Source organism: Amorphus sp. MBR-141 (assembly GCF_053628695.1).
In genome coordinates, this window is record NZ_JBRJGW010000009.1 from 171,467 (window position 1) to 192,502 (window position 21,036).

The 21,036-nt window shown below is 67.3% G+C and carries 17 protein-coding genes; 8 read left to right on the top strand and 9 right to left on the bottom strand.

Going from position 1 to position 21,036, the window contains the following annotated elements; translation table 11 throughout:
- Nucleotide 1 precedes the first annotated feature (1 nt).
- From ACSSVZ_RS14190 to ACSSVZ_RS14200, 3 genes are read left to right on the top strand one after another with little or no spacing between them, the layout of a single operon-like run.
- Complete coding sequence (locus ACSSVZ_RS14190) at nt 2-496, top strand: N-acetyltransferase family protein (RefSeq protein WP_453971009.1); 495 nt, start codon at nt 2-4, stop codon at nt 494-496.
- Entirely contained in the window at nt 493-1,515 is a 1,023-nt protein-coding gene (locus tag ACSSVZ_RS14195) for a histone deacetylase family protein (RefSeq protein WP_453971011.1), read from the top strand. Before ACSSVZ_RS14190 ends, ACSSVZ_RS14195 begins: the two co-directional genes overlap by 4 nt.
- Before the next feature lie 23 nt (nt 1,516-1,538).
- Nucleotides 1,539-1,886 (top strand): RidA family protein, encoded by a 348-nt coding sequence (locus ACSSVZ_RS14200; protein ID WP_453971012.1) that lies wholly within the window; start codon nt 1,539-1,541, stop codon nt 1,884-1,886.
- 38 nt (nt 1,887-1,924) lie between these two features.
- On the opposite strand, the gene ACSSVZ_RS14205 is transcribed toward ACSSVZ_RS14200, so the two are convergent.
- On the bottom strand, nt 1,925-2,776 hold the full coding sequence (locus tag ACSSVZ_RS14205; protein ID WP_453971014.1) for a hypothetical protein: 852 nt from the start codon (nt 2,774-2,776) through the stop codon (nt 1,925-1,927).
- Between the two features lie 86 nt (nt 2,777-2,862).
- Nucleotides 2,863-5,115 (bottom strand): NfrA family protein, encoded by a 2,253-nt coding sequence (locus tag ACSSVZ_RS14210; protein ID WP_453971016.1) that lies wholly within the window; start codon nt 5,113-5,115, stop codon nt 2,863-2,865.
- A gap of 422 nt (nt 5,116-5,537) precedes the next feature.
- Here ACSSVZ_RS14210 and wecB point away from each other — a divergent pair, with 422 nt between their 5' ends.
- The 3 genes from wecB to ACSSVZ_RS14225 all read left to right on the top strand — a co-directional run bounded on the left by wecB (nt 5,538) and on the right by ACSSVZ_RS14225 (nt 11,127).
- Complete coding sequence (gene wecB, locus ACSSVZ_RS14215) at nt 5,538-6,695, top strand: non-hydrolyzing UDP-N-acetylglucosamine 2-epimerase (protein ID WP_453971018.1); 1,158 nt, start codon at nt 5,538-5,540, stop codon at nt 6,693-6,695.
- Nucleotides 6,696-6,756: 61 nt separating this feature from the next.
- Nucleotides 6,757-8,958 (top strand): hypothetical protein, encoded by a 2,202-nt coding sequence (locus tag ACSSVZ_RS14220; protein WP_453971019.1) that lies wholly within the window; start codon nt 6,757-6,759, stop codon nt 8,956-8,958.
- A gap of 9 nt (nt 8,959-8,967) precedes the next feature.
- Nucleotides 8,968-11,127, top strand: a complete 2,160-nt coding sequence (locus tag ACSSVZ_RS14225) for a glycosyl transferase family protein (protein ID WP_453971021.1) — start codon at nt 8,968-8,970, stop codon at nt 11,125-11,127.
- Nucleotides 11,128-11,176: 49 nt separating this feature from the next.
- Here ACSSVZ_RS14225 and ACSSVZ_RS14230 read toward each other — a convergent pair whose 3' ends face one another.
- From ACSSVZ_RS14230 to dctP, 5 genes are all read right to left on the bottom strand, one after another.
- Nucleotides 11,177-12,688, bottom strand: a complete 1,512-nt coding sequence (locus tag ACSSVZ_RS14230) for a malonate--CoA ligase (protein ID WP_453971023.1) — start codon at nt 12,686-12,688, stop codon at nt 11,177-11,179.
- Nucleotides 12,685-14,058, bottom strand: a complete 1,374-nt coding sequence (locus ACSSVZ_RS14235) for a malonyl-CoA decarboxylase (RefSeq protein ID WP_453971025.1) — start codon at nt 14,056-14,058, stop codon at nt 12,685-12,687. Before ACSSVZ_RS14235 ends, ACSSVZ_RS14230 begins: the two co-directional genes overlap by 4 nt.
- Nucleotides 14,055-15,383 (bottom strand): TRAP transporter large permease, encoded by a 1,329-nt coding sequence (locus ACSSVZ_RS14240; protein ID WP_453971027.1) that lies wholly within the window; start codon nt 15,381-15,383, stop codon nt 14,055-14,057. The genes ACSSVZ_RS14235 and ACSSVZ_RS14240 overlap by 4 nt, the downstream gene beginning before the upstream one ends.
- Nucleotides 15,380-15,946: a TRAP transporter small permease subunit gene (locus tag ACSSVZ_RS14245; RefSeq protein ID WP_453971028.1), complete on the bottom strand. Its 567-nt coding sequence runs from the start codon at nt 15,944-15,946 to the stop codon at nt 15,380-15,382. Before ACSSVZ_RS14245 ends, ACSSVZ_RS14240 begins: the two co-directional genes overlap by 4 nt.
- A 178-nt stretch (nt 15,947-16,124) precedes the next feature.
- Nucleotides 16,125-17,120, bottom strand: coding sequence for a TRAP transporter substrate-binding protein DctP (gene dctP / locus ACSSVZ_RS14250; RefSeq protein WP_453971030.1), 996 nt, complete (start codon nt 17,118-17,120; stop codon nt 16,125-16,127).
- A gap of 183 nt (nt 17,121-17,303) precedes the next feature.
- Here dctP and ACSSVZ_RS14255 point away from each other — a divergent pair, with 183 nt between their 5' ends.
- A complete protein-coding gene (locus tag ACSSVZ_RS14255) occupies nt 17,304-17,993 on the top strand; it encodes a GntR family transcriptional regulator (protein ID WP_453971032.1) in 690 nt (229 codons plus the stop codon).
- A 37-nt stretch (nt 17,994-18,030) separates the two neighbouring features.
- Here the strand turns inward: ACSSVZ_RS14255 and ACSSVZ_RS14260 are convergent, their stop codons facing one another.
- Nucleotides 18,031-18,735, bottom strand: coding sequence for a GntR family transcriptional regulator (locus ACSSVZ_RS14260; protein ID WP_453971034.1), 705 nt, complete (start codon nt 18,733-18,735; stop codon nt 18,031-18,033).
- A gap of 34 nt (nt 18,736-18,769) precedes the next feature.
- Nucleotides 18,770-19,456 carry a DUF2848 domain-containing protein gene (locus tag ACSSVZ_RS14265; protein ID WP_453971036.1) on the bottom strand — a complete coding sequence of 229 codons (687 nt, stop codon included), beginning with the start codon at nt 19,454-19,456 and terminating at the stop codon, nt 18,770-18,772.
- Between the two features lie 285 nt (nt 19,457-19,741).
- Here ACSSVZ_RS14265 and ACSSVZ_RS14270 point away from each other — a divergent pair, with 285 nt between their 5' ends.
- On the top strand, nt 19,742-21,025 hold the full coding sequence (locus ACSSVZ_RS14270; protein WP_453971038.1) for an ABC transporter substrate-binding protein: 1,284 nt from the start codon (nt 19,742-19,744) through the stop codon (nt 21,023-21,025).
- Nucleotides 21,026-21,036 lie beyond the last annotated feature (11 nt).

Genomic DNA, 21,036 nt, shown 5'->3' on the forward strand with positions numbered 1-21,036 from the left:
CATGGCGGACATCACCATCAGGCTGGCCGAAGCGGACGACGTGCAGCGGTTGGATACCGCCCTGCGCCGGCTGTCCGAAGCGATCGGCGATCCCCATGGCGCCACGCCGGAGCAGCTGCGGGAGGCCGGCTTCGGGCCCCATCCGGCGTTCCGGGCCCAGCTGGCCGAAGCCGGCGGCGCGGTCGTCGGCGCGGCCCTCTACTCGCCGGTCTTCTCCACGGTGCGGGCCGGAGCCGGCGTGTACGTGTCCGACCTGTGGGCCGCCCCATCGGTACGCGGTGCCGGGTTGGGCCAACGCCTGCTCGCCGCCGCGGCGCAGGATGCCGCAACCGTCTGGGGCGCACGCTTCCTGAAGCTCGTCGTCTACGACGACAATGTGCGGGCCCGGGCCTTCTACGATCGGCTCGGCTTCATCGCTTCCAGTGGCGAGACGACATTGACACTCGATGCAGCCGGCTTCGCGTCGCTGGCCGCAAGGCAGGGAGCCCCCCGATGAAAGCGTTCTTCGACGACCGCCAGTGGCGCCACGATCCGCGGCACTTCATGGCCAATGGCGCGATCCTGCCCAATCCGGAGCAGCCCCGGCGCATCGAGTTGCTCAAGGCAGCGGCCGAAGCGGCGGGCTGCGTGTTCGACGCTCCGTCCGATGCCGGCATCGGACCAATCGCGGCGATCCACACGGCGGAGTATCTGGCGTTCCTGAAGAGCATCCACGCGCGCTGGCGTCGGATCGAGGGGGCCGGGCCGGAGGTGATCCCCAACATCCACCCGGCCAACCGCAGCGATTCCTACCCCAGATCCGCCGTCGGACAGGCGGGCTATCATCAGGCCGACACCGCGTGCCCGATTGCTGAAGGCACCTACGAGGCCGCCTACTGGTCTGCCCAGACGGCCCTCGCCGGCGCGGACCTCATCGCGTCCGGCACACGCCGCGTCTACGCGCTGAGCCGACCGCCCGGCCACCACGCCTTCGGCGATCTTGCCGGCGGGTTCTGCTTCCTCAACAATTCCGCCATCGCCGCCGAGCGACTGCGCGCGGCCGGACGCCGGCCGGCGATCCTCGATGTCGACGTGCACCACGGCAATGGCACCCAGGGCATCTTCTACGGCCGCGCCGACGTGCTCACCGTCTCCATCCACGCCGATCCGGTGCGCTTCTATCCCTTCTTCTGGGGCCACGGCCACGAACGCGGCGCGGGCGGCGGGGTCGGATACAACCTCAACCTCCCGCTCGAGCGCGGCACCGCCGACGACGGCTTCCTCGCAACCCTCGACACCGCCTTCGAGCGAACCGCGGCCTTCGGCGCCGACGCGCTCGTCGTGGCCCTGGGGCTCGATGCCCACGTCGACGACCCGTTCAAGGGGCTGGCGGTGACGACCCCGGGCTTTGCCCGGATCGGTGCGGCGATCGCGGGGCTTGGGTTGGACACGCTTTTCGTGCAGGAGGGCGGGTATCTGTCCGACGCCCTCGGAGACAACCTCACCCACGTTCTGCAGGGCTTCGCAGAAGCCTGAGCCCTTCCCACCCAGAGGATACAATGAGCGACATCATCCGACACGAGACCGGCCCGCGCATGAGCCAGGTCGTGATCCACAACGGCACCGTCTACCTGGCAGGCCAGGTCGGCACGCCGGACACCACCGTGGCCGACCAGACGAAAACCATCCTGGAGCAGATCGACGCGCATCTGGCGACCGCGGGCACCGACAAGACGCGCATCCTGCAGGCCACCATCTGGCTTGCCGACATGGCCGACTTCGCCGAGATGAACGCCGTCTGGGACGCCTGGGTGGCTCCGGGCCACGCGCCGGCGCGCGCCACCGGCGAAGCCAAGCTCGCCACGCCCAAGCATCTGGTCGAGATCATTATCGTCGCCGCCCAGTAGGACAAGGACGGCCGGTCGCTCGGCTCGACGGTGACCGGCTACTCGGTCTTCAGCACCTGTTCGACGAGGGCGTCCGAGACGTAGTGCGGACCGTCGAACAGGTAGGTTTCGAAGCCATCGTAGGCGTCGAGCTGCACCACGAGTTCCCCGGCGGTGGCCGTTCGAAAGCCGCCGCCGGGCTTCGGCCGGAAGGCCTCGGCGATGAGCCGGAACCGCTTCTCCCCCAGACGTCGGCGCATCACCTCGGCATAGTCCCGCGCCACTTCCGGCGAGCGCGCGTAGACGCCGACCCCGTCCTGAAAGAACACCCCGACATCTGCCGGCAGCCACGTCTCGAGCCAGTCGACCAGCGTGTCCGGCCCGATGTTGGAGGTGTCGTAGACGCTGATCCACAACGGGCGCGGCAACTGATCGAGCAGCGGCGCGATTGCCGGCGCGTCGGTCCAGGTCGGGTCCACTTCGACGGGAAAGTAGAACCCGGTGACGTTCAGGGGCGTCTTCAGCGCCGCGATCTGCCGGGACCGTTCCACCAGCTCGGCCACGTGCGCACGCGCCCAGGGTTCGTCATAGGCTCCGGCAAGGCCGAGGATCACCTCCTTGGCCCAGGGCTCCCGGGCGATCCGCGGCCAGTCGGGAAGCGGCGACACCGGCTGTTCGCTCAGGCCCGCAAAGAACGCGACATCCCCGGCGATGCCGAACTGCACCACCAGCGTGCGCGCTCCGAGCAGGTCCCAGTTGCCCTCGGGGCGTGCGGTCGTCCGATCCGGCTGCCAGAACACCCCCGCGATCCGCGGCGCCGCGTCCGGCGCCGGCCACCAGCGCCATCCGGCGAAGATGCCGGCCAGGACCACGAGCGTGAGGGCGATTGCCGCAACCAGCCTCCACCGCATCGCCATCCTCCCGCTCCGTCCGGACCTCACAGGTCGCTCCCGGCGATGTGCCGCCGTCGAGCCTTCCCGCACGCGCCGAACAAGCCCTAGTAGTAGAAAGTGATGCCACCGAACACGCCCTCGGCCCGGTCGTCACCCGTGAGCCTGGCGTGATAGCGGATGCTGGCGTCCACATAGGAGCGCGGGGCGTTGTAGGTGTCCTCGCGGAACCAGTAGCGCAGCGCGATGCCGGGTCCGGCGCCCAACGCTTCTGCCGTCGCCAGCGAGCTGTCGTAGCTCTGGGAAATCCCGACGAAGGGCGTGGCCACCAGCCGGTCGCTGAGGGCGTCGAGGCGAAAACTGCGGCCCACCCGTCCGTCCGCCAGCACGATCGTCTGCGGATTCTCCAGATAGTAGTCCACCTCGCCGTAGACCTGCCACATCCACCAGGACGGCACGTCGACGCGCAGGTCCGTGCCCATTCCCTCGGAAAACGCGGTGCGCAGCACGGTATCGTTGCGCGCATCCGAGCCCAGCTTGATGAGTTTCGCGACCTCGAAGACGAGGTTCCAGTCTTTCAGGGGTTTCCAGCGCGCGCCCACCATCCCCTGCTGGGTGCTGAACCCTGTGGGATCTCCCGACTCGTCATGCAACGTGATGAAGTCGCGGGCGAAGAACTCAAACAGCGCGCCGTCGCGATAGCCGATCGCCGGCGGCCGCCAGAAGACCTCGGCGCCGAGCTGAGTGATCGCCGAGCCGTTGGTGAAGGACGAGACGCCGGAGCCGGCCTGGGCCGCGCCGAGCGGCGCATGCGAAAGCGTCAGGTAGGCGCCCCACACGCGCGCGAGGTCGGAGACATCGCGCCGGATGGCAAACAGCGTCGGATCGTTGATGTCCTGGCCCGCGGCGACGGCATCGTCGATGCCTGACCTGAAGTAACCGAGGGCATCGGCGTTCTGGAACGCATGCTTGGCCGCGTAGGCCGCGTCGAAATTGGTGGTACCGCGCACCTTGCCGGCGGCACGCGCGGCATCGAAGGCGCTCAGCGCCGCCGCCTCCCGGCCGGCCGCGACCGCAGTGTAGGCGCGATCGAGATCGGACAGCGGCGCCAGCGCGCCAGCCGAGTTTGCCGCGTCGAACAGGAGGCCCGCCTCGGCAGTGTCGCCGGCAGCGGCCGTTGCCCGGATCTCCCCTGCGGCCGCCGATGCGCGGTCGGCGGCGGTCGGCGCCATGCGGCGGGCCTGGCGATAGGCAGCTGCGGCGGCGTCCCAGTTCTCGAGCGCGGCCTCGGCAACCGCCTTGCGCGAGACGATGTCATAGCGGTCCTGGCCTGGAAGCGCTTCGAGCACGCCGAGCGCCTGCTCCGGGTTCCCGGCGCCGGACAGGGCATCGGCGAGCAGCAGGCGGTAGCTGCGATTGCCGGGATCGAGGCGCACCGCGGTCCGTGCGCTGGACGCGGCCTCCTCAAAGCGGCCGGCATCATAGGCCCGATATGCCGCCTGCGCCGCGACAAAGCCCGGATCGGGACGGCTGGCCGCGATCGCCGCCCGGGCGTTGGCCAGCAGTCGCCGATAGGCAGCGTTGTCCGGGTCGAGCCTGACCGCGTCCTCGGCACGCGCGACCGCCAGGCGATAGTTGCGCGCGGCATAGGCGGCGTACGCATCCCGCGCTGCAAGGAAGGCGGGGGTCGGCCCCGCAGGCCCGGCCCGCAACATCGCCAGCGTATCGAGGAGTCGCGTATCGTCCGGCGAGGACTGGAGAAAACCCTCGATGGTCGCCGCCGCCTCGTCGCGCCGACCCGCCGCCACGAGCGCATCGACGAGCAGGTATTTCAGCCGCTGCACATCCGGCCGCTGGCGCAGCGCCTCGCGGGTGTCGGCGATCGCGGCGTCGTAGTCGCCGGCCTCCAGCTCGGCGTATGCCTTGTCGGCCAGCAGATAGGCGGGGCCGGTCAACGGCAGCGGGACAACCTCGACTTCGCCGCTGACCGGTTCCTCGGCGTCAGCCGGCCCCGCATCGTCGGAGGTCGCAGGATCGGGCCGTGAGGTATCGCCGGACGAGGCGGCAGGAGCGTCGGGCGGCGGCACCATGTCTTCCTGTCCTGCCTGCTGGGCAGAGGCGAATTGCCCCGACACCGCCCCGGAGAAAAGCAAGGCCAGGATGACACGACGCCCGAGTGATCTGACGTGCAGCGCAAACGCGTGCCTGGCGTGCCCTGAGTTCGGCTCTCGCCTTTCGCCCGGAGCAAACACCCCCCGTTTACCAGATCGCAACGCGTACACCTGTAGCTTGGCCTTTCCTCCGTACGCCTCGGGATGGGCGAGGCCCTCGACACGCCGCCGCAGGAGCCCAATAGACACGTCAGATCTCCGACGTTGGTCCTGAGCGCGGACGAGGACAGGTCGACCGTTCCGACCGAGGGGTGCCGGCTGCGCGAATCAATTCGCGACCTTTGCTGATCATCGAGTCCGGAGAGTCGAGCGTCCAGCCCTTCCGCTGACCGCCCGGCATCGCAGAAAGGCGCGCTGCCCGCCGGCCACGCTCTGCGGGAACGAGGCCCTTCCGGCTGATTCAAAGTGCCACAGGGAGGCCGCTCCCAGGGTCGACACACGGTTCTGGCGGACGTAAGAGCTTGCCCCCGGATGATCCGGCATCGCCGACCATCCGCGCTGCGGCCCGGCGCATCGGCGACCTGCCGCGCCAGCCCCAGCCAGGCCCCCGCAAGTAAGATTGGCAGGTCGTGGGTGGATCTCGCACCCCGACGAAACGTCAGGTGGTTGCCGTGAGAGTTCTCTCCATTTTCGGAACACGCCCGGAAGCCATTAAGATGGCGCCGGTGGTGATGGCCCTCGAGGCAGATCCGGCCATCCAGTCCATCGTGTGCGTCACCGGTCAGCATCGCGAAATGCTCGAGCAGGTGCTGAGCCTGTTCCGCATCCGGCCAGACCACGACCTCCAGATCATGACGCGCGACCAGTCGCTGAACGGCCTCGTCGCCAAGGCGATCGGTGCCGTGGACGTCGTCCTGGCCGACATCCGGCCCGACCGCGTGCTGGTGCATGGCGACACCTCAACGGCCATGGCAGCCGCGCTTGCCGCCTTCCACCGCCACATCCCGGTCGCCCATGTCGAGGCGGGGCTGCGGACCTTCGACCTCAGTCAGCCGTGGCCGGAGGAAATGAACCGCTGCGTCATCGATCTGGTGGGAGACCTGCTGTTCGCCCCGACCGCGACGGCGAAGGAAAACCTGCTGCGCAGTCAGGCCGCCGGCCGGATCTTCGTGACCGGCAACACGGTGATCGACGGGCTGGAAGCAACGATCGCGGCGATCGAGGCCGACCCCGTCCTGCTCTCCCGCCTGGCGGAGGAGTTTGCCTTCCTCGACCCGCGGCGGAAGATCATCCTGGTGACGGGCCATCGCCGGGAGAGCTTCGGCTCCGGTTTCGAGAACATCTGCCGGGCGCTGACAACCCTTGCCCGGCGCGACGACGTGCAGATCGTCTATCCGGTTCACCTCAATCCGCACGTCCAGGGGCCGGTGAACGAGATGCTCGGGGCCCAGCCGGCAATCCACCTGCTCCCTCCCCTCGACTACGCACCATTCGTCTATCTGATGCGGCGGGCCCACGTCATCCTGACGGATTCCGGCGGCGTGCAGGAAGAAGCGCCCTCGCTCGGCAAGCCGGTGCTGGTCATGCGGGACGTCACCGAACGTCCGGAGGCCGTTGCCGCCGGCACCGTGCGGCTGGTCGGCACCGATCCCGAACGGATCGTTACCGAAGTTTCACGCCTCTGCGACAGCCCGGACACCTATATGCAGATGTCACGCACCATGAATCCCTACGGCGACGGCCGAGCGGCGCAGCGGATCGTCGCTGTTCTCAAAGGCGACGCAATCGAGGAGTTCAACCCGTCCGTCGACGCCTGCACCCATTCGTAACACCGCCGCAACGCGCGCCAGCACTCCGGCTGCGCCAGGAAAAAGAACAGACAGTCCGCCCATGATCTGCTTCACGCCGCACGTCCGGGCCGTACTGCTCGGAGCCTTTGCCCTTGCCTCGTCGACGCTTGCCGTCCAGGCCCAGGATACCGAGACGTCCCTGGTCGATGCCTTCGGGGCTCTGCAGACCGACACCTGGGTGACACGCAGCTACACATTCTCCGACATCGGCCTGACGAAGCCCGAAACCCTGGCGTCCCTCGACGCAAGCCGGCTCGTCTACCTGCCGGTCCCGACGGGCCTCGATATCAAGGACGCCGAGCTCTCGCTCAAGAGCCGCTATTTCCGGGCCGAGGATCGCCGAACGACGTTCGTCGTGTCCGTCGACGGATACCCGGTCGCCGCGCGCGCGCCCACCTCCGAGAAGGGGCCCCTGAACCTCGTGATCGGCGTGGACGCCGCGCCGCGTCCCAGCGGTTTCGTGGAGCTCGGCCTGCGCTGGTCGGTTGCGGTGGACGACTATTGCAGCGAAGCGCGGACGACTGGCGACCTCATCGCGATCGACCCTGCCTCGCGCTTCCAGTTCCGCTACGACACCGCCGGCATCACCGATCTCTTGACTGCCTGGAGCGCGCTTCCGTCTCAACCCATCGTCCTGGTTTCTGGCAGGGCCACGTCGGCAGAGGCCTACGACGCGGCATGGCGCATCGGCGTTGCGCTCGAGCACGAAGGAAAATCCACGACGTTCCGCACCCTGCCGGGTGTCGGCGATGACGTGGACACGACCGACCTCGAGGTGCCGGCGGCGCTCCTCCGGATCCCGGCGTTTGCCAGCCTCCACGACGGGGGCATTCACACCATCGCCGACAAGGCCGAACTCGGCGCGCTGCTTCTCCTGCCGGCGAGCCCCCTCGCCGCCGATCTGGCGATCTCCGACGCGGCGCTCCAGGCCGAGATAACGGATGCGCTGGATGCGCTCGCGCAGCAGGTGAGCGGAGCGGAGGCAGAGGCAGAGGCAGCGTTTGGTCAGTTGCGCGACCATGCGGCGAGTTTCGCGACGGCCGACACGGCTCAGACCGTTGTCCTCGCCACCCTCGCCAACCGACCGTTGATCGCGATTGCCCCCGACGGGGCGGGCAAGGCTGCGACCCTTTTCGCCAGCTTCTGGCGCAAGCTTGCCGCATCGCGGTCCATGACCATCAACGCGATCGATCCGGATGGCGGCGACAGCGGCAGCGTTTCGCTGGTGCAGCTCGGCGGCTCCCGCGGCACGTTCGACGTCCTTGCCCAGAGCGACTGGACGACCGTCTTCGACTTCAGCTCCGTCGCCACCAAGGGTCTCCTCCCTTCCGACGTGGTGATTGACGTCGCGGCCGCGCCCGGAGCATCGAACTCCTCGCCTGTCGCCTCCGTGCTTCTCAACGACTACCTGCTGGGCGCTGCACGGCTCCCGGAAAACGGCAGCGCGACGAAGATCACCGCCGCGATACCGGCCTACGCGCTTGCCGAGCGAAACCGGCTCACGGTGCGCGTCCAGCGCCAGCCGTCGAGCTACAACTGCTCGGAGACGCCACAGCCATTTCCGGCCGAAGTCCTGCCGACGAGCCGGATCATGCTCGGCAAGCCTGGCCGGCTGGAAGGCTTCGTCGCGGCGGTCGCCAGCCTTGCCGACAATCCTCGCCTGATCGTGCCGACGAGCTATCTGACAGACCCGGAACTCTCCTTGCCGCTTGTGGTGCGTGGCGCCGACGCGACAGGAATTTCCGTCGAACGGACGAGCTTCAGCGCCGTCGACGCGCCGGTCACCGTCGGCGGTCCCTTCCTTGCATTCGGAGACACCGTTGCCGGGGCGCAATCCAGTGTCTCGGTCCGGGACGGCCGCCTGGTCGTCAACCGGGACGGCAACGTCGTCATCGACGTCCAGCCGATCGACGAGCTCGTGGTCGCCGAAGCCTTCGACATCGAAGGCCACAAGGGCATCGAGGTGCGCACGATCGGCACCTCCCTGCCCACCGTCAACCAGCCCTTCCGATTCGGTCGCGACAGCGTTGCCGTGATCACGCCGGACGGGTCCATCCTGTCGCCTTCCGCGGTCCGTGAAGCGGACAAGATCCAGGACGGCGGCACGGTGGCCAAGAAGGCCGAGACGTTCCTGCTCAAGGCCTGGGAGGCGCGGGTTCCTATCGCCGCCGCCGTCGTGCTTCTCTTCTTCCTGATGGTGCTGCGCGCCGTGTTCGCCCGCCGCCGTGCCAAGAAGAACTGACGCAAGACGATGTCCCCCTATGCGCCGTTTTTCGTCGCGTCCTACTACTCGACGCTGGAGTTGCTGATCGGGCTCGTCAGCCTGATCATCCTCGTCTCCAGCGTCGACGACCTTTTCATCGACGCCTGGTACTGGACGCGCCGGATCTGGCGTTCGGTGACGGTGTGGCGCACCCACAAGCCGCTCGAGGCGAGCCAGATCCTGGAGCGTCCCGAACAGCCGATCGCCATCATGATCCCGGCGTGGCTGGAGTACGACGTCATCGCGCCGATGCTCGAGAACATGGTCAACACGCTCGACTACGGCACCTACACCATCTTTGCCGGCACCTACCGCAACGACGAGCGCACGATCGCCGAAGTGGAACGGATGCGGCGGCGCTACGGACAGCTCGTCCGCGTCGAGGTTCCGCACGACGGGCCGACCTGTAAGGCCGACTGCCTGAACTGGATCATCGCCTCGATCTTCGGATACGAGAAGACGCACGGCATCGAGTTCGCCGGCGTCGTGCTGCACGACAGCGAGGACGTCCTCCACCCCCTGGAGCTGCGATTCTTCAACTACCTTCTGCCGCGCAAGGACCTAATCCAGATCCCGGTGACCTCGCTGGAGCGCGACTGGTACGAACTCGTTGCCGGCACCTACATGGACGAGTTCGCCGAATGGCACGCCAAGGACCTCGTCGTGCGCGAAAGCATGTCGGGCATGGTGCCGTCGGCGGGCGTCGGCACCTGCTTCTCGCGCCGCGCCCTCCTCCTCCTGTGCGAGCGCGACCGGAACCAACCGTTCAGCGTCGAGAGCCTGACCGAGGACTACGACATCGGCGTCCGCCTGTCCGCCTATGGGCTGCAGGGCGTGTTCTGCCAGTTTCCGGTGCGCTACGAGGTCTCACGACACACTTGGTTCGGCTACGGCCGGGACAAGCGGCATCGGATCGAGATGCCGATGTGTGTGCGCGAATATTTCCCCGACACGTTTCGCACGGCCTATCGACAGAAAGCGCGCTGGACGCTCGGCATCGCCCTGCAGGGGTGGCAGCAGATCGGCTGGCGCGGGGGGCTGGCCGAGCGTTATCTCCTGTTCCGAGACCGCAAGGGCCTGGTCACCTCGTTCGTCAGCATCATCGCCTACCTGCTGGTCCTGCAGGTGATGGTCCTGTATTTCTGCTCCCTGTTCGGGATCGCCACGCTGCGCTTCCCGACGCTCATTGAGCCCGATGGCTGGATCGCCTTCGCGCTCAAGGCGAACGCGGTCGCGCTGTCGCTGCGGGTGATCCAGCGCATGTACTTCGTCGGCCGGATCTATGGCTGGGAGCACGCGCTGCTGTCGGCACCGCGCATGGTCATCGGCAATTTCATCAACTTCTTCGCCGCCGCGCGCGCCTGGCGGCTGTTCCTGGCCAACTATCTGTTCGGGAAGAAGCTGGTCTGGGACAAGACCATGCACGACTTTCCGTCGTTTGAGCAGACCGCAAACCGCAGCCAGCGGCTGGGCGAGTTGCTGGTCTCATGGAAAGCCGTCGACGCGCGGGTGCTGACGGACGCGCTCGTCGACCAGGCCGAATCCCACCTGCCGCTCGGCCGGACGTTGATCCTGCGCGGCGCGCTCGACGAGGACACCCTCGCCGAGGCGATCAGTTTCCAGAGCGGGCTGCCGCGCTGCCGGCCGACCGCGGCGATGGTGAAGGCCCACGCGGACGTCCTGCCCCAGCGCGTGTGCATCCACTGCGGCGCGGTTCCTTTCGGCCGCGCCGCGGACGGCAGGGTCCAGCTGGCGGTGGCCGGCCCGCTGTCGATCGATCACGAACGCGAACTCGCGGCACAACTGCCCGATGGCTACGCCCTGAACATCGCCACGGAGAGCGAAGTCACATCGGCCATCCGCATCGTGTCGGGGATCGAGGCGCCCATCCACGATCGGCCGGTTGCACCGTTGCTCGGCGAGCTACTGATCGAAACCGGCATGATTTCGCCTTACGATCTCAGTGCTGCGATCGACGCCTACGATCCGGGCCGGCACGGCAAGATCGGCGCGTTCCTGGTCGAACGTGGGCTGCTGACATCCGAGCTCCTGGCCAAGGCCGTGGCCGAGCAGCAGCGCCTGTTCGACGAAAGCCAGCAGACCCTGGGAGCTCCCGAGCAGACACCGGCAGCTCCCAAGGAAACCTGACCTCGCGCCCAGTCTCCCGTCCCTGTTTCGCCGGGGCCTTGCCGGGATCCTACGAAAACAGCCCGGAATAGGCGTCGCGCAGCAGGTTCTTCTGAACCTTGCCCATCGTGTTGCGGGGCAGCTCGTCGACGAACATCACCCGCTTGGGCTGCTTGTATTTCGCCAGATGCCCCTGCAGGGACGCAAGGAGGGCGCTTTCCTCGATCGGCCGTTCGGCAACGACGACGGCCACGACGCCCTCGCCGAAATCGGGGTGCGGAACGCCGATGACGGCGCTTTCGACGACGCCGGGGAACTCGTCGACGAACGCCTCGATTTCCTTCGGATAGACGTTGTAGCCACCCGAAATCACCAGATCCTTGTCGCGGCCGACGATGGTCAGGTAGCCGTCCGGGTCGACGACGCCGAGATCGCCGGTGATGAAGAAGCCGTCCTCGCGGAACTCCGCAGCCGTCTTCTCCGGCATCTTCCAGTAGCCCGAGAAGACGTTGGGCCCCTTCACCTCGATCACGCCGATCTCGCCATCAGGCAGCAGCTGGCCGGTCTCCTTGCCGACGATGCGCACCTCGGTGCCCTTCAGCGGGAATCCGACCGTCCCGGCCCGGCGCTCCCCGTCGTAGGGGTTGGAGGTGTTCATGTTGGTTTCGGTCATGCCATAGCGTTCGAGGATCCGCTGGCCGGTGCGCTTCTCGAAGGCGACGTGCGTGTCGGCCAGAAGCGGCGCGGAACCGGACGTGAAGAGCCGCATGTGGCCTGCCAGCTCGCGGGTCAGGCGCGCATCGGTCAGCATCCGGGTGTAGAAGGTCGGAACCCCCATCATCGATGTCGCCCGGGGCATCTGGGCGAAGATCTCGTCGAGATCGAACTTCGGCAGGAAGATCAGCGACGCGCCGGAGACCAGCGCGGTGTTCGTCGCCACGAACAGTCCATGGGTGTGGAAGATCGGCAGGCAATGCAGCAGCACGTCGTCCGGCGTGAAGGCCCAGGTGTCCTTCAGGACGCGCGCGTTCGACAGCAGGTTCTCATGGCTCAGCATCGCCCCCTTGGAGCGCCCGGTGGTCCCTGACGTGTAAAGGATCGCGGCCAGATCGTCGGCGCCACGCGGCACCGGAGCGAATGTGGCCGCCGCGTTCCGGGCCTGCTCCGCCAGCGTGCCGTCCTTGCCGGACCTGCCCAGCGTCAGCACCGCTGCGCCGGCCTTGTCGGCAATGTCGGACAGGGTGTCCTGCGTGCCCGGATCGCAGACGAAGACGCGCGGGGCGGCATCCGTCAGGAAATACGCGATCTCGCTGGGCGTGTAGCCGGTGTTCAAGGGCAGGAAAGCCGCCCCCGCGCGCACGGTCGCCACATAGAGCACGAGCGCCTGGACCGATTTCTCGACCTGGACGGCCACCCGGTCGCCGGGCTCCACGCCGCTCGCGACAAGCACGTTGGCCATGCGCGCCGACATCGTGTCGAGGTCGCCGTAGGTGAAGCTCTCACCGTTCGTGAGAACCGCAAATCGCCGCTCGGGAGCGGCCAGTCCTGTCTCGAGCAACCCGTTGAAAAGATGGTTCGTCATGCGGCGGTCTCTGCGGAAGCGTCGGTAACGGATGTCTGCGCGGCACGGGAGGGCAGGAGGTTGAGCACCTGGCGGCTGGCGGCGATCGTACGCGCATCAGCATAGGCCTCATGGCGCTCCTCGACGCGCGGCAGGTCGTAGAGATAGTTGACCATCAGCCCATGCGCCTGTCGGAGTCCCCCCGGGGATGCGTCGCCCAGATGCGTGATGCGGTGCAGTTGCGCGCCGTTGCCGAGATGGAAGCGCGAGACCGGATCCACTGGCTGGCCGTCGTCGCGCTTGGCCGTGAGGAAATAGCGCGCCGCCAGCGACAGAAGACCCGCCTCCGCACGCTCGGCGGCCTCCGCATCCCGAGCCCAGCCCGTCTCGGCCACGATGGAGATCGCCTGCTTCTCGCCCGCCTCCAGCCGCGCCACGGCGGACTTCGGCAGGTTGTCCAGCCACCTGGCGAAGGCCGGCACCGGCGAGAGGGTCACGAAGGTCTTCAGGGTCGGCAGGCTTTCCTTCAGATCCTCGGCGACCTGCTTGATCAGGAACGACCCGAACGAGACACCGGCGAGCCCCTTGTGGCAGTTGGAGATCGAATAGAAGACGGCCGTCTGGGCGTCCTCCAGCTTGATTCTCTCGCGGTCGCTGGCAAGCACGGTGTCGATCCTCGCCGGGATCTCGCGGGTCAGCGCCACCTCCACGAAGATCAGCGGATCGTCCGGAATGGACGGATGGAAGAAGGCGAAGCACCGCCGGTCCTCCGGCTCGAGCCGCTCGCGCAGCGCATCCCAGTCGTCGATCGCGTGCACCGCCTCGTAGGCGATGATCTTTTCCAGAACCCGGGCCGACGTGTCCCAGTTGATCGGCTTGAGCACCAGGAAGCCGCGGTTGAACCAGGACCCGAACAGGTGCTGCAGGTCGAGGTCGACGGACAGGAAGGCATCGTCGCCTTCGCGCACCAGCGGCAGCAGCCGCTCGCGCAGCCGCACCAGTTCGAAGGTGCCGCCTGGCGCCAGATTGAGCCGCCGGAACAGCTCCTGCCGCGGCGGCTCGGCCTCGGCCTGAAGACGTGCCAGCGCGTGATGATCCGGTTCGGCGGCGTAGGCGCGCGCGGCGTCGGCCAGCCGCACGGCATCGGGCGCGAACCGATCGGCCAGCATCCGAAAGAATGCCGGCATCTCGTCGTCTTCGAGCGCGCTCACGCCCTGCAGGATGTCGGCTGCGATGCGCACGCCGGTCGCCTCGCCGCGCGACCGGACGAGCTTGCTGCACAGGCCCTCCAGTTCGTCGACGGTCAGCCGTTTTTCCGCCGGCCTCTCGCCAAGCCAGGACCGGCGGGCGAGGGTTCCCAGGAGATCGGACAGCAGAGACACGCCGCTCATAGACCAGGCCCCATCACCAGGTTTGGAAGGAAGAGAGCGATTCCGGGAAACACGCACAGCACGACGATTCCCAGCACCATGCACAGCACGTAGGGAAGCGACCCGCGCAGGATCTGACTCAACGAGATGTCCGGCGCAATGCCGTTGATGACGTAGAGGTTAAGGCCCACAGGCGGGGTGATCAGGCCAATCTCCATGTTGATGGTCAGCACGACTGCGAACCAGTAGGGGTCGAAGCCCGCGCCGGTGATGATCGGGATCAGGATCGGCGCGGTCATCAGGATGACGCCGACCGGCGGCAGGAAGAACCCGGCCACCAGCAGGAACAGGTTGACGATCGCCAGCAGCACGTAGGGGTTCACGTCCATCGCCGCGATGCCCTGGGCGACGGACTGGGTGATGAACAGCGACGACAGCGCAAAGGCGAAAATTTCCGAGGCGCCGATGATCAGCATGATCATCACGCTTTCCTTGAGCGTGTCGCGGAAGATCACCGGCATTTGCCGGAACTTCCAGCTCCTGGAGAAGACGCCGTAGATCAGCACCACCAGGATCAGGCAGAACAGCGCCCCGACGCCCGCCGCCTCGGACGGTGTCGCGACGCCCCCGTACAGGGTGAACAGCACGCCCACGACGATGGCGAGGAACGGCAGCACCCGCGGCAAGGCCCGGAAGCGCTCGCGCATGGTGAAGCGCTTGGCGAGGTCGGTCAGGCCGAGCCCGCGCCGCTTGCAGGCAATGACCGTCCACACCATGAAGAACACTGTGAGCATGAAGCCCGGCACGAGCCCCGCCAGGAACAGCCGCCCGATCGAGGTCTCGGTGGCGATGCCGTAGACGATCATGGTGACCGAAGGCGGGATCAGGATCCCGAGCGTCCCGCCGGCGGCGATCGAGCCTGCGGCGATCTCCGCCGGATAGCCGCGGGCGCGCATCTCCGGAATGCCCATCTTGCCGATCGCCGCGCAGGTTGCCGGCGATGAGCCCGAGAGCGCCGCGAAGATCGAACAGGCCCCGAGATTCGACAGCACGAGGCCGCCCGGCACCCGGTTCAGCCACCGGTCGAGCGCCTCGTAGAGGTCCTTTCCGGCTGGCGAGGACGCCACGGCGGCCCCCATCAGGATGAACATCGGCACCGAGACGAGGCTGAACGACGACAGTGCCGTGAACATCTGCTCGCCCAGCGTTTCCAGGAACGAGCCGCCATAGACCGTGTAGAGCCCGCCCAGGGCGACGAGGCCGAGGGCGAACGCGATCGGCGTGCCGATGCTGAGGAGCACGAACAGCGCGGCCAGCATGACGAGACCGGAGGTCAACGGGCTCATGAGCGGGTTGCCTCCGGGTCATGGCGCGTGCCGGAAAACGGAGCGGAACCGGAGGCGAGAAGGCCATCGTCGCCGACGTCTGGCCCGAACAGCAGAAGCTTGATCAGTTCGGCCACGTACTGGAGCGCCAGCAGCGCCGTTCCGACGAACATGGGGGCAACCGGCATCCATAGCGGCACGGACCAGACGGTCTCGGAGCGCCAGGAATTGACCCACGCCTCCTCCACGAAGAACCAGGCGCTGTAGGCGAACAGCGTCACGAAGACCAATGCGGCCAGGCCGCTCAATGCCTCCAGCACGATGCGGCCCCGTCGGCCGGCGGCAAGCGGCAGCAGATCGACGTTGACGTGGCCACGGACCATGAGGGTCCAGGGTGCGCCGAGGAATGTCGCCGCGACGATCGCGTAGGTCGTGTATTCGGTCTGCCAGACGGTCGAGTGGCCGAGCACATAGCGCACGAACACCATGTGGCTGACCGACAGGACGGCCGTGAACAGCAACACGCCGGCGACCACGCCGGCAACGCGCGACAACCAGGATACGACAGCCACCAAGCCGCGCATCGGAACTCTCCCCCAGAAGAGCGATCCCGGCTCGGATCGACGGAATCCGGGCGGGCGGAGTACGCTCGGGTGCGTGAAACGGGTGCCGACTTCGTCGCGGGGATCGACCCGCCCGGCCGAAAGAGCCCCCGGACAAATGCCGGGCGGGGCTGATGCAACCCCGCCCGGTCAAGCCTGCCTATTTGACGGCGAGGGCCTGGTCGATCAGTTCCTGACCGTTCGGCACCTTTTCGGCGAAATTCTTATAGGAGGTGTCCTGGGCGATCTTCAGCCAGGCGTCGTAGTTCTCCTTCGACATCTCGACGACCTCGACGCCGGCCTTCTTGTAGGTCTCGATCATCTTGCTATCGAGCTTGGCCGCTTCCTCGGCGAAGTAGGCTTCGGCCTTCTCGCCCGCATCGAGCAGCGCCTGCTGCTGCTTCTCGTTCAGCTTCTCGAACGAGCGCTTCGACATGAGGATCGGCTCGTACATGAACCACAGGGCGTTCTCTCCCGGCGCCGTCAGGCACTTGGACACCTCGTAGATCCGGTAGGAGACGAGGGAGCCCGACGACGTGTTGGCCCCGGTCAGCACGTTGGTCTGCATGCCGGTGTAGATTTCCGACGACGGCATCGAGGAGATCGAGGCGCCGGCGCCCACCAGCATCTCCTCGAACGCCGGGCCCGCGGCCCTGAGGATCTGGCCCTTGGCGCTCTCCGGCGTGGTGACGCACTCCGTGGAGGACACGAACCCGCCGGCCAGCCATGCATCCGCCAGCACGATCGCGCCGGCCTTGTCGACGGAGGCCTTGATCGTCTCCATGAACTGAGAGTCGTTTAGGCGCTGGGCGCGCTCGTGGTTGCCGACCAGGCCCGGCATCAGCGTCGCGGAAAACTCCGGATGGCGGCCGGAGGCGTAGTCGAGCGGGAAGGCGGTGATGTCGACCTGCCCTTTCGTCACCGCGCCCCACTGGTCCTGCGCCTTGAACAGCGACTGGCCCGGGAAGACCTGCAGCTTCAGCCCGACGTCGGCCTTGGCGATCTCATCGCCGATCATCTGCACCATGACGTCGCGCACGTCGCCCTTGCCGCCGGGCCACTGATGCGACGCGCGCAGGGTGATGTCGTCGGCGTAGGCGCCACCGGTCAGCGCAGCAACGCAGACGGCGGACAGGATTGCAGCTTTCGCGTTCATTGGAGTTCCTCCCTCGATCCGTGCATGTCCCGCACGTTGAGGGCAGGCAACCAGCTGTTGCATGCGATGTCAATGCAGTTGTATACGATTTGACAGGAAGGCAGGGCCGCCGGCGAAGGAGTGCGTCGGCCGTCCGGCCAGTCGCTGTGCATGCAACCGGAGACGCCGACAGGTTCCCCGACGATGACCCCCACCTCGCCCCGTGCCCGCGCCTCCCGTTCCCGTGTTCAGGACATCCGCGACGCGCTGGAGCACGAGATTCTGACCGGCGCCCCCGCGGCCGGAGCGCGCCTCGACGAGCAGGAGCTGGCCCGCCGGTTCGGCGTGTCGCGCACCCCGGTGCGCGAAGCCGTCCGCCAACTTGCGTCCACCGGACTTGTCGACCTGATCCCCAACCGCGGCGCCTTCGTCCGCCGGGTGTCGACGCGCGACCTGATCCAGATGTTCGAGGTGATGGCCGGGCTGGAAGGGATGGCCGGGCGGCTTGCGGCGCGGCGCGCGGAGCGGGAAGCGCTCGAACGCCTGACCTCTTGCCTCGCCGCTTGCGAGGCGGCGGCCGCGGCGGGCGATCCCGACGCCTACTACGCCGAGAACGGCCAGTTCCACGCCATCATCTATGCGGCCAGCGGCAACGACTATCTCGCCGCCGAGGCCACCCGCCTGCACCAGCGGCTGATGACCTATCGGCGCCTGCAGCTCAGGGTTCCGCGGCGGATGGGGCAGTCGCTGGCCGAGCACCGCACCATCGTCGAGGCCATCACGGCCGGAAACGCCGAAGCGGCCGAGGTCGCGCTGCGCGATCACGTGACTATCCAGGGCGAGCGCTTCGCCGACTTTGTCGCGATCCTGCGCACGAAGGATGCTGCCGAATAGGCGCGCTCGGCCAGCCGTCCACGGTCGTACTCGGGTGTCAGATCTGGCGCGTCACGTTGGTGCGGAACGCCTCGATGTGGAAGCGCATGGCCGCTGCCGCCGCTTCGGGATCATGCGACGCGATCGCGTCCACGATCGCCGCGTGCTGCTCGCAGACGCGGTCGTTGTGGTCGGGCGCACGCAGCGACACGAACCAGAAGCGCTGCGCCCGGTCGTGCAGATTGCCGAGGAAATCGGAGAGGATCGAATTGCGGCCGGCAGACGAGAGCGTCGTGTGGAACTCCCGGTCCAGCTGCATCATTTCCGCGACTTCGCGCCGCCGAGACGCGCCGGTCATGCGATCGAGATTGGCGCGCAGGGCGGCGATATCGGCCCGGTCGGCATGTTCGGCGGCCAGCCGGACGCAGTAGGTCTCGTTAACCAGGCGCACGTCGATGATCTCGAGTGCTTCGTCCAGGCTGAGCGGACGGACGATCACGCCCTTGCGGGGAAGCACATCGACCATGCCTTCGATCATCAGCCGGTCGAGGGCCTGGTGAACCGGCGTGCGGCCGATGTCCAGCGCCGCGCTGACGGCCGCCTCGCTCAGAACCTCGCCGGGGCGCAGCTCGCAGGTGATGATCTGCTGCTTGATCGCCTCGTAGGCCCGCTCGCGCAGGGACTTGCGCGGACCATGACCGTCGCGCGCGCGCGCAGCCGCCCCGCCGTGTTCCACTTGCTCGCCGACACCCATTCCCTGCATGCCACTCATCTCCGCCCCGCTGCGGGCTATACGCTCAGCCGAGGTCAGGCAACGACTTCACGCCGTAGGCGCAGGATAGCCCCCGGTTCAGCACGGGGTCCCAGAGCTCGCATTCGAAAAGGGTCGCCGGGCGGATGCCGCCGATCGCAGACAGCGTACCGCCGAACATGGCGGTACCCGGCGCGAGCCGTCCGGTCTCGCTATAGCCGGTCATCAGCGTTTCGGCCGACAGCATGCCGGCCACCGGCCCTTCCTGATAGAGCACCCGCTCGCCGTCGATGACGGCGTGGCTGCGCACGACGAGCTGGTCCCAGTGGCCCTCGACCTCGTCGTAGGGCCACACGGTGCCGCCCACCGGCTTGTCGCACATCTGCTTCGAGAGCGTCACGCCCGCGGTTTCAGCCTCACGATCGGTGTGGTCAGAGCCGACGCCGACATACAGGCCGCCGCGCGCGGAGATCAGCACGAACTCGACCTCACCGCTCGACGCTCCGCCGAGGCACTCGATCTCGTCGGCCATCGACAGACGGCTGGTGGACACACGGTAGAACATCGGCGTCTGCGGCGGCCGCTTGACGCCAAGGGCCTCCAACTCGGCGATGTGATGCTCCATCGCTTCCTTGTTCCGGCCGGTCCAGCCGGCGATGACGAGATCCGTGATGCTGAAGGTTTCCTGACGGGAGCCGTCCCGGCTCTCGATGTGAACGGTCAGTTCGGTCATGTCAGTCGCCCTTCCCTCGCATCCGCACGGCCCGCGGCCGCAACCCAAGAATCGGTCCATCGGATCAGTCACCACGGCATGCGCCGATTGGCGCGAAAGCGTGCCTGCCCGCATTTCCATCATTTAGATGAACTAATACCCTTGTGAAATTTCACAAGTTCTTTTTAGATGGAATCGTGTTCCGGCGCGAGGGGCTGTTCCACGCCTTCAACGGTCTCCTCGCGCGCAGACAGTCTGGCCGGGCGCGGAGCGTGCCCCGGCCCCGAACCACGAGGGAGACGGAAGATGCGGAAACTTGCCGCGACATTGGGCGCAGCCCTGATCATCGGCTCCGTGCCGGCCTGGGCGCAGGAGAAGCCCGCCGAGATCGGCATGGGCGTTTTCACCTTCACCTCCGGTCCGGCCGCCGCCTACGGCATGCCCGGCCGCAACGCCGCCGAGTTGATGATCGACCAGATCAACGCGGCCGGCGGCATCGGCGGCGTGCCGATCGCGCCCACCTACGTCGATGAAGCGCAGGGCGGCGAAGGCGTCGTGTCGGAGTTCCGCCGTCTCGCCGAAGACCAGACGATGGACGTCATGGTCGCCGCGCTGTCGAGCGGCAACTGCATGGCGCTTGCCCCGGTGGCCGATCAGCTGAAGATGCCGATGGTCACCTGGAACTGCGACACCCATCAGCTGTTCCTGAAAGAGACGCACGACTACGTCTTCCGCCCGAATTCCTCGACGATCCCGGAATTCGTCGCCTATGCCGCCTATCTGGCCGAGACCGATCCCGAGGCCACGCGCATCGCCATCATCAACCCCGATTACGCGTTCGGGCACGATGCCGCGCAGATCTTCACCGGCGCCATGAAGGCCTTCAACCCGAAGACCGAGATCGTTGCCGAGCTGTTTCCGAAACTCGGCTCGCCGAGCTTCAACACCGAGATCTCCCGCATCGCAGCGGCGCGACCCGACGTGATCTTCTCCAACCTCTGGGGCGCGGATCTGGAGAACTTCATCCGCCAGGCGAGCGCCCGCGGCCTGTTCAAGAGCTCCAAGGTCGTCCTGGCGCTGGGTGAGTCGGCCCTGCAGCGCACCGAGCTTCCGGACGGCGTCATCGTCGGCGTGCTCGGTGACGGCTGGTGGATGTCGCCGGACGCCCAAGCCAACGAGGAGACGAAGAAGTTCGTCGCCGACTACAAGGAAAAGTTCGGGGAATATCCGGTCTTCCCGTCCATGAAGATGGCCAACACCATCCTTGCCGTGAAGGCCGCCTACGAGAAGGCGATCGCCGCGAGCGACGGCTGGCCGTCCCGCGAAGATCTGCGCGATGCGCTCGAGGGTCTCGAACTGACCACCCTCACCGGCACCGTGACCGTCCGCGAAGACCATGACGGTCTCGTCGACCAGATCGTCGGCGTCACCAAGAAGACCGACGACTACGACTTCCCGGTCATCGTCGACATGGCCCGCTACCCGGCCGAGAAGATCACGCCGCCGGTCGGTGAAGAGCCGATGGCCTGGATCGGCACGCTGACGCCGGAGTTCGCGGCCTCCCTGCCGAAGGCCGGCTCCTACAAGTAGGTCGAACCGCC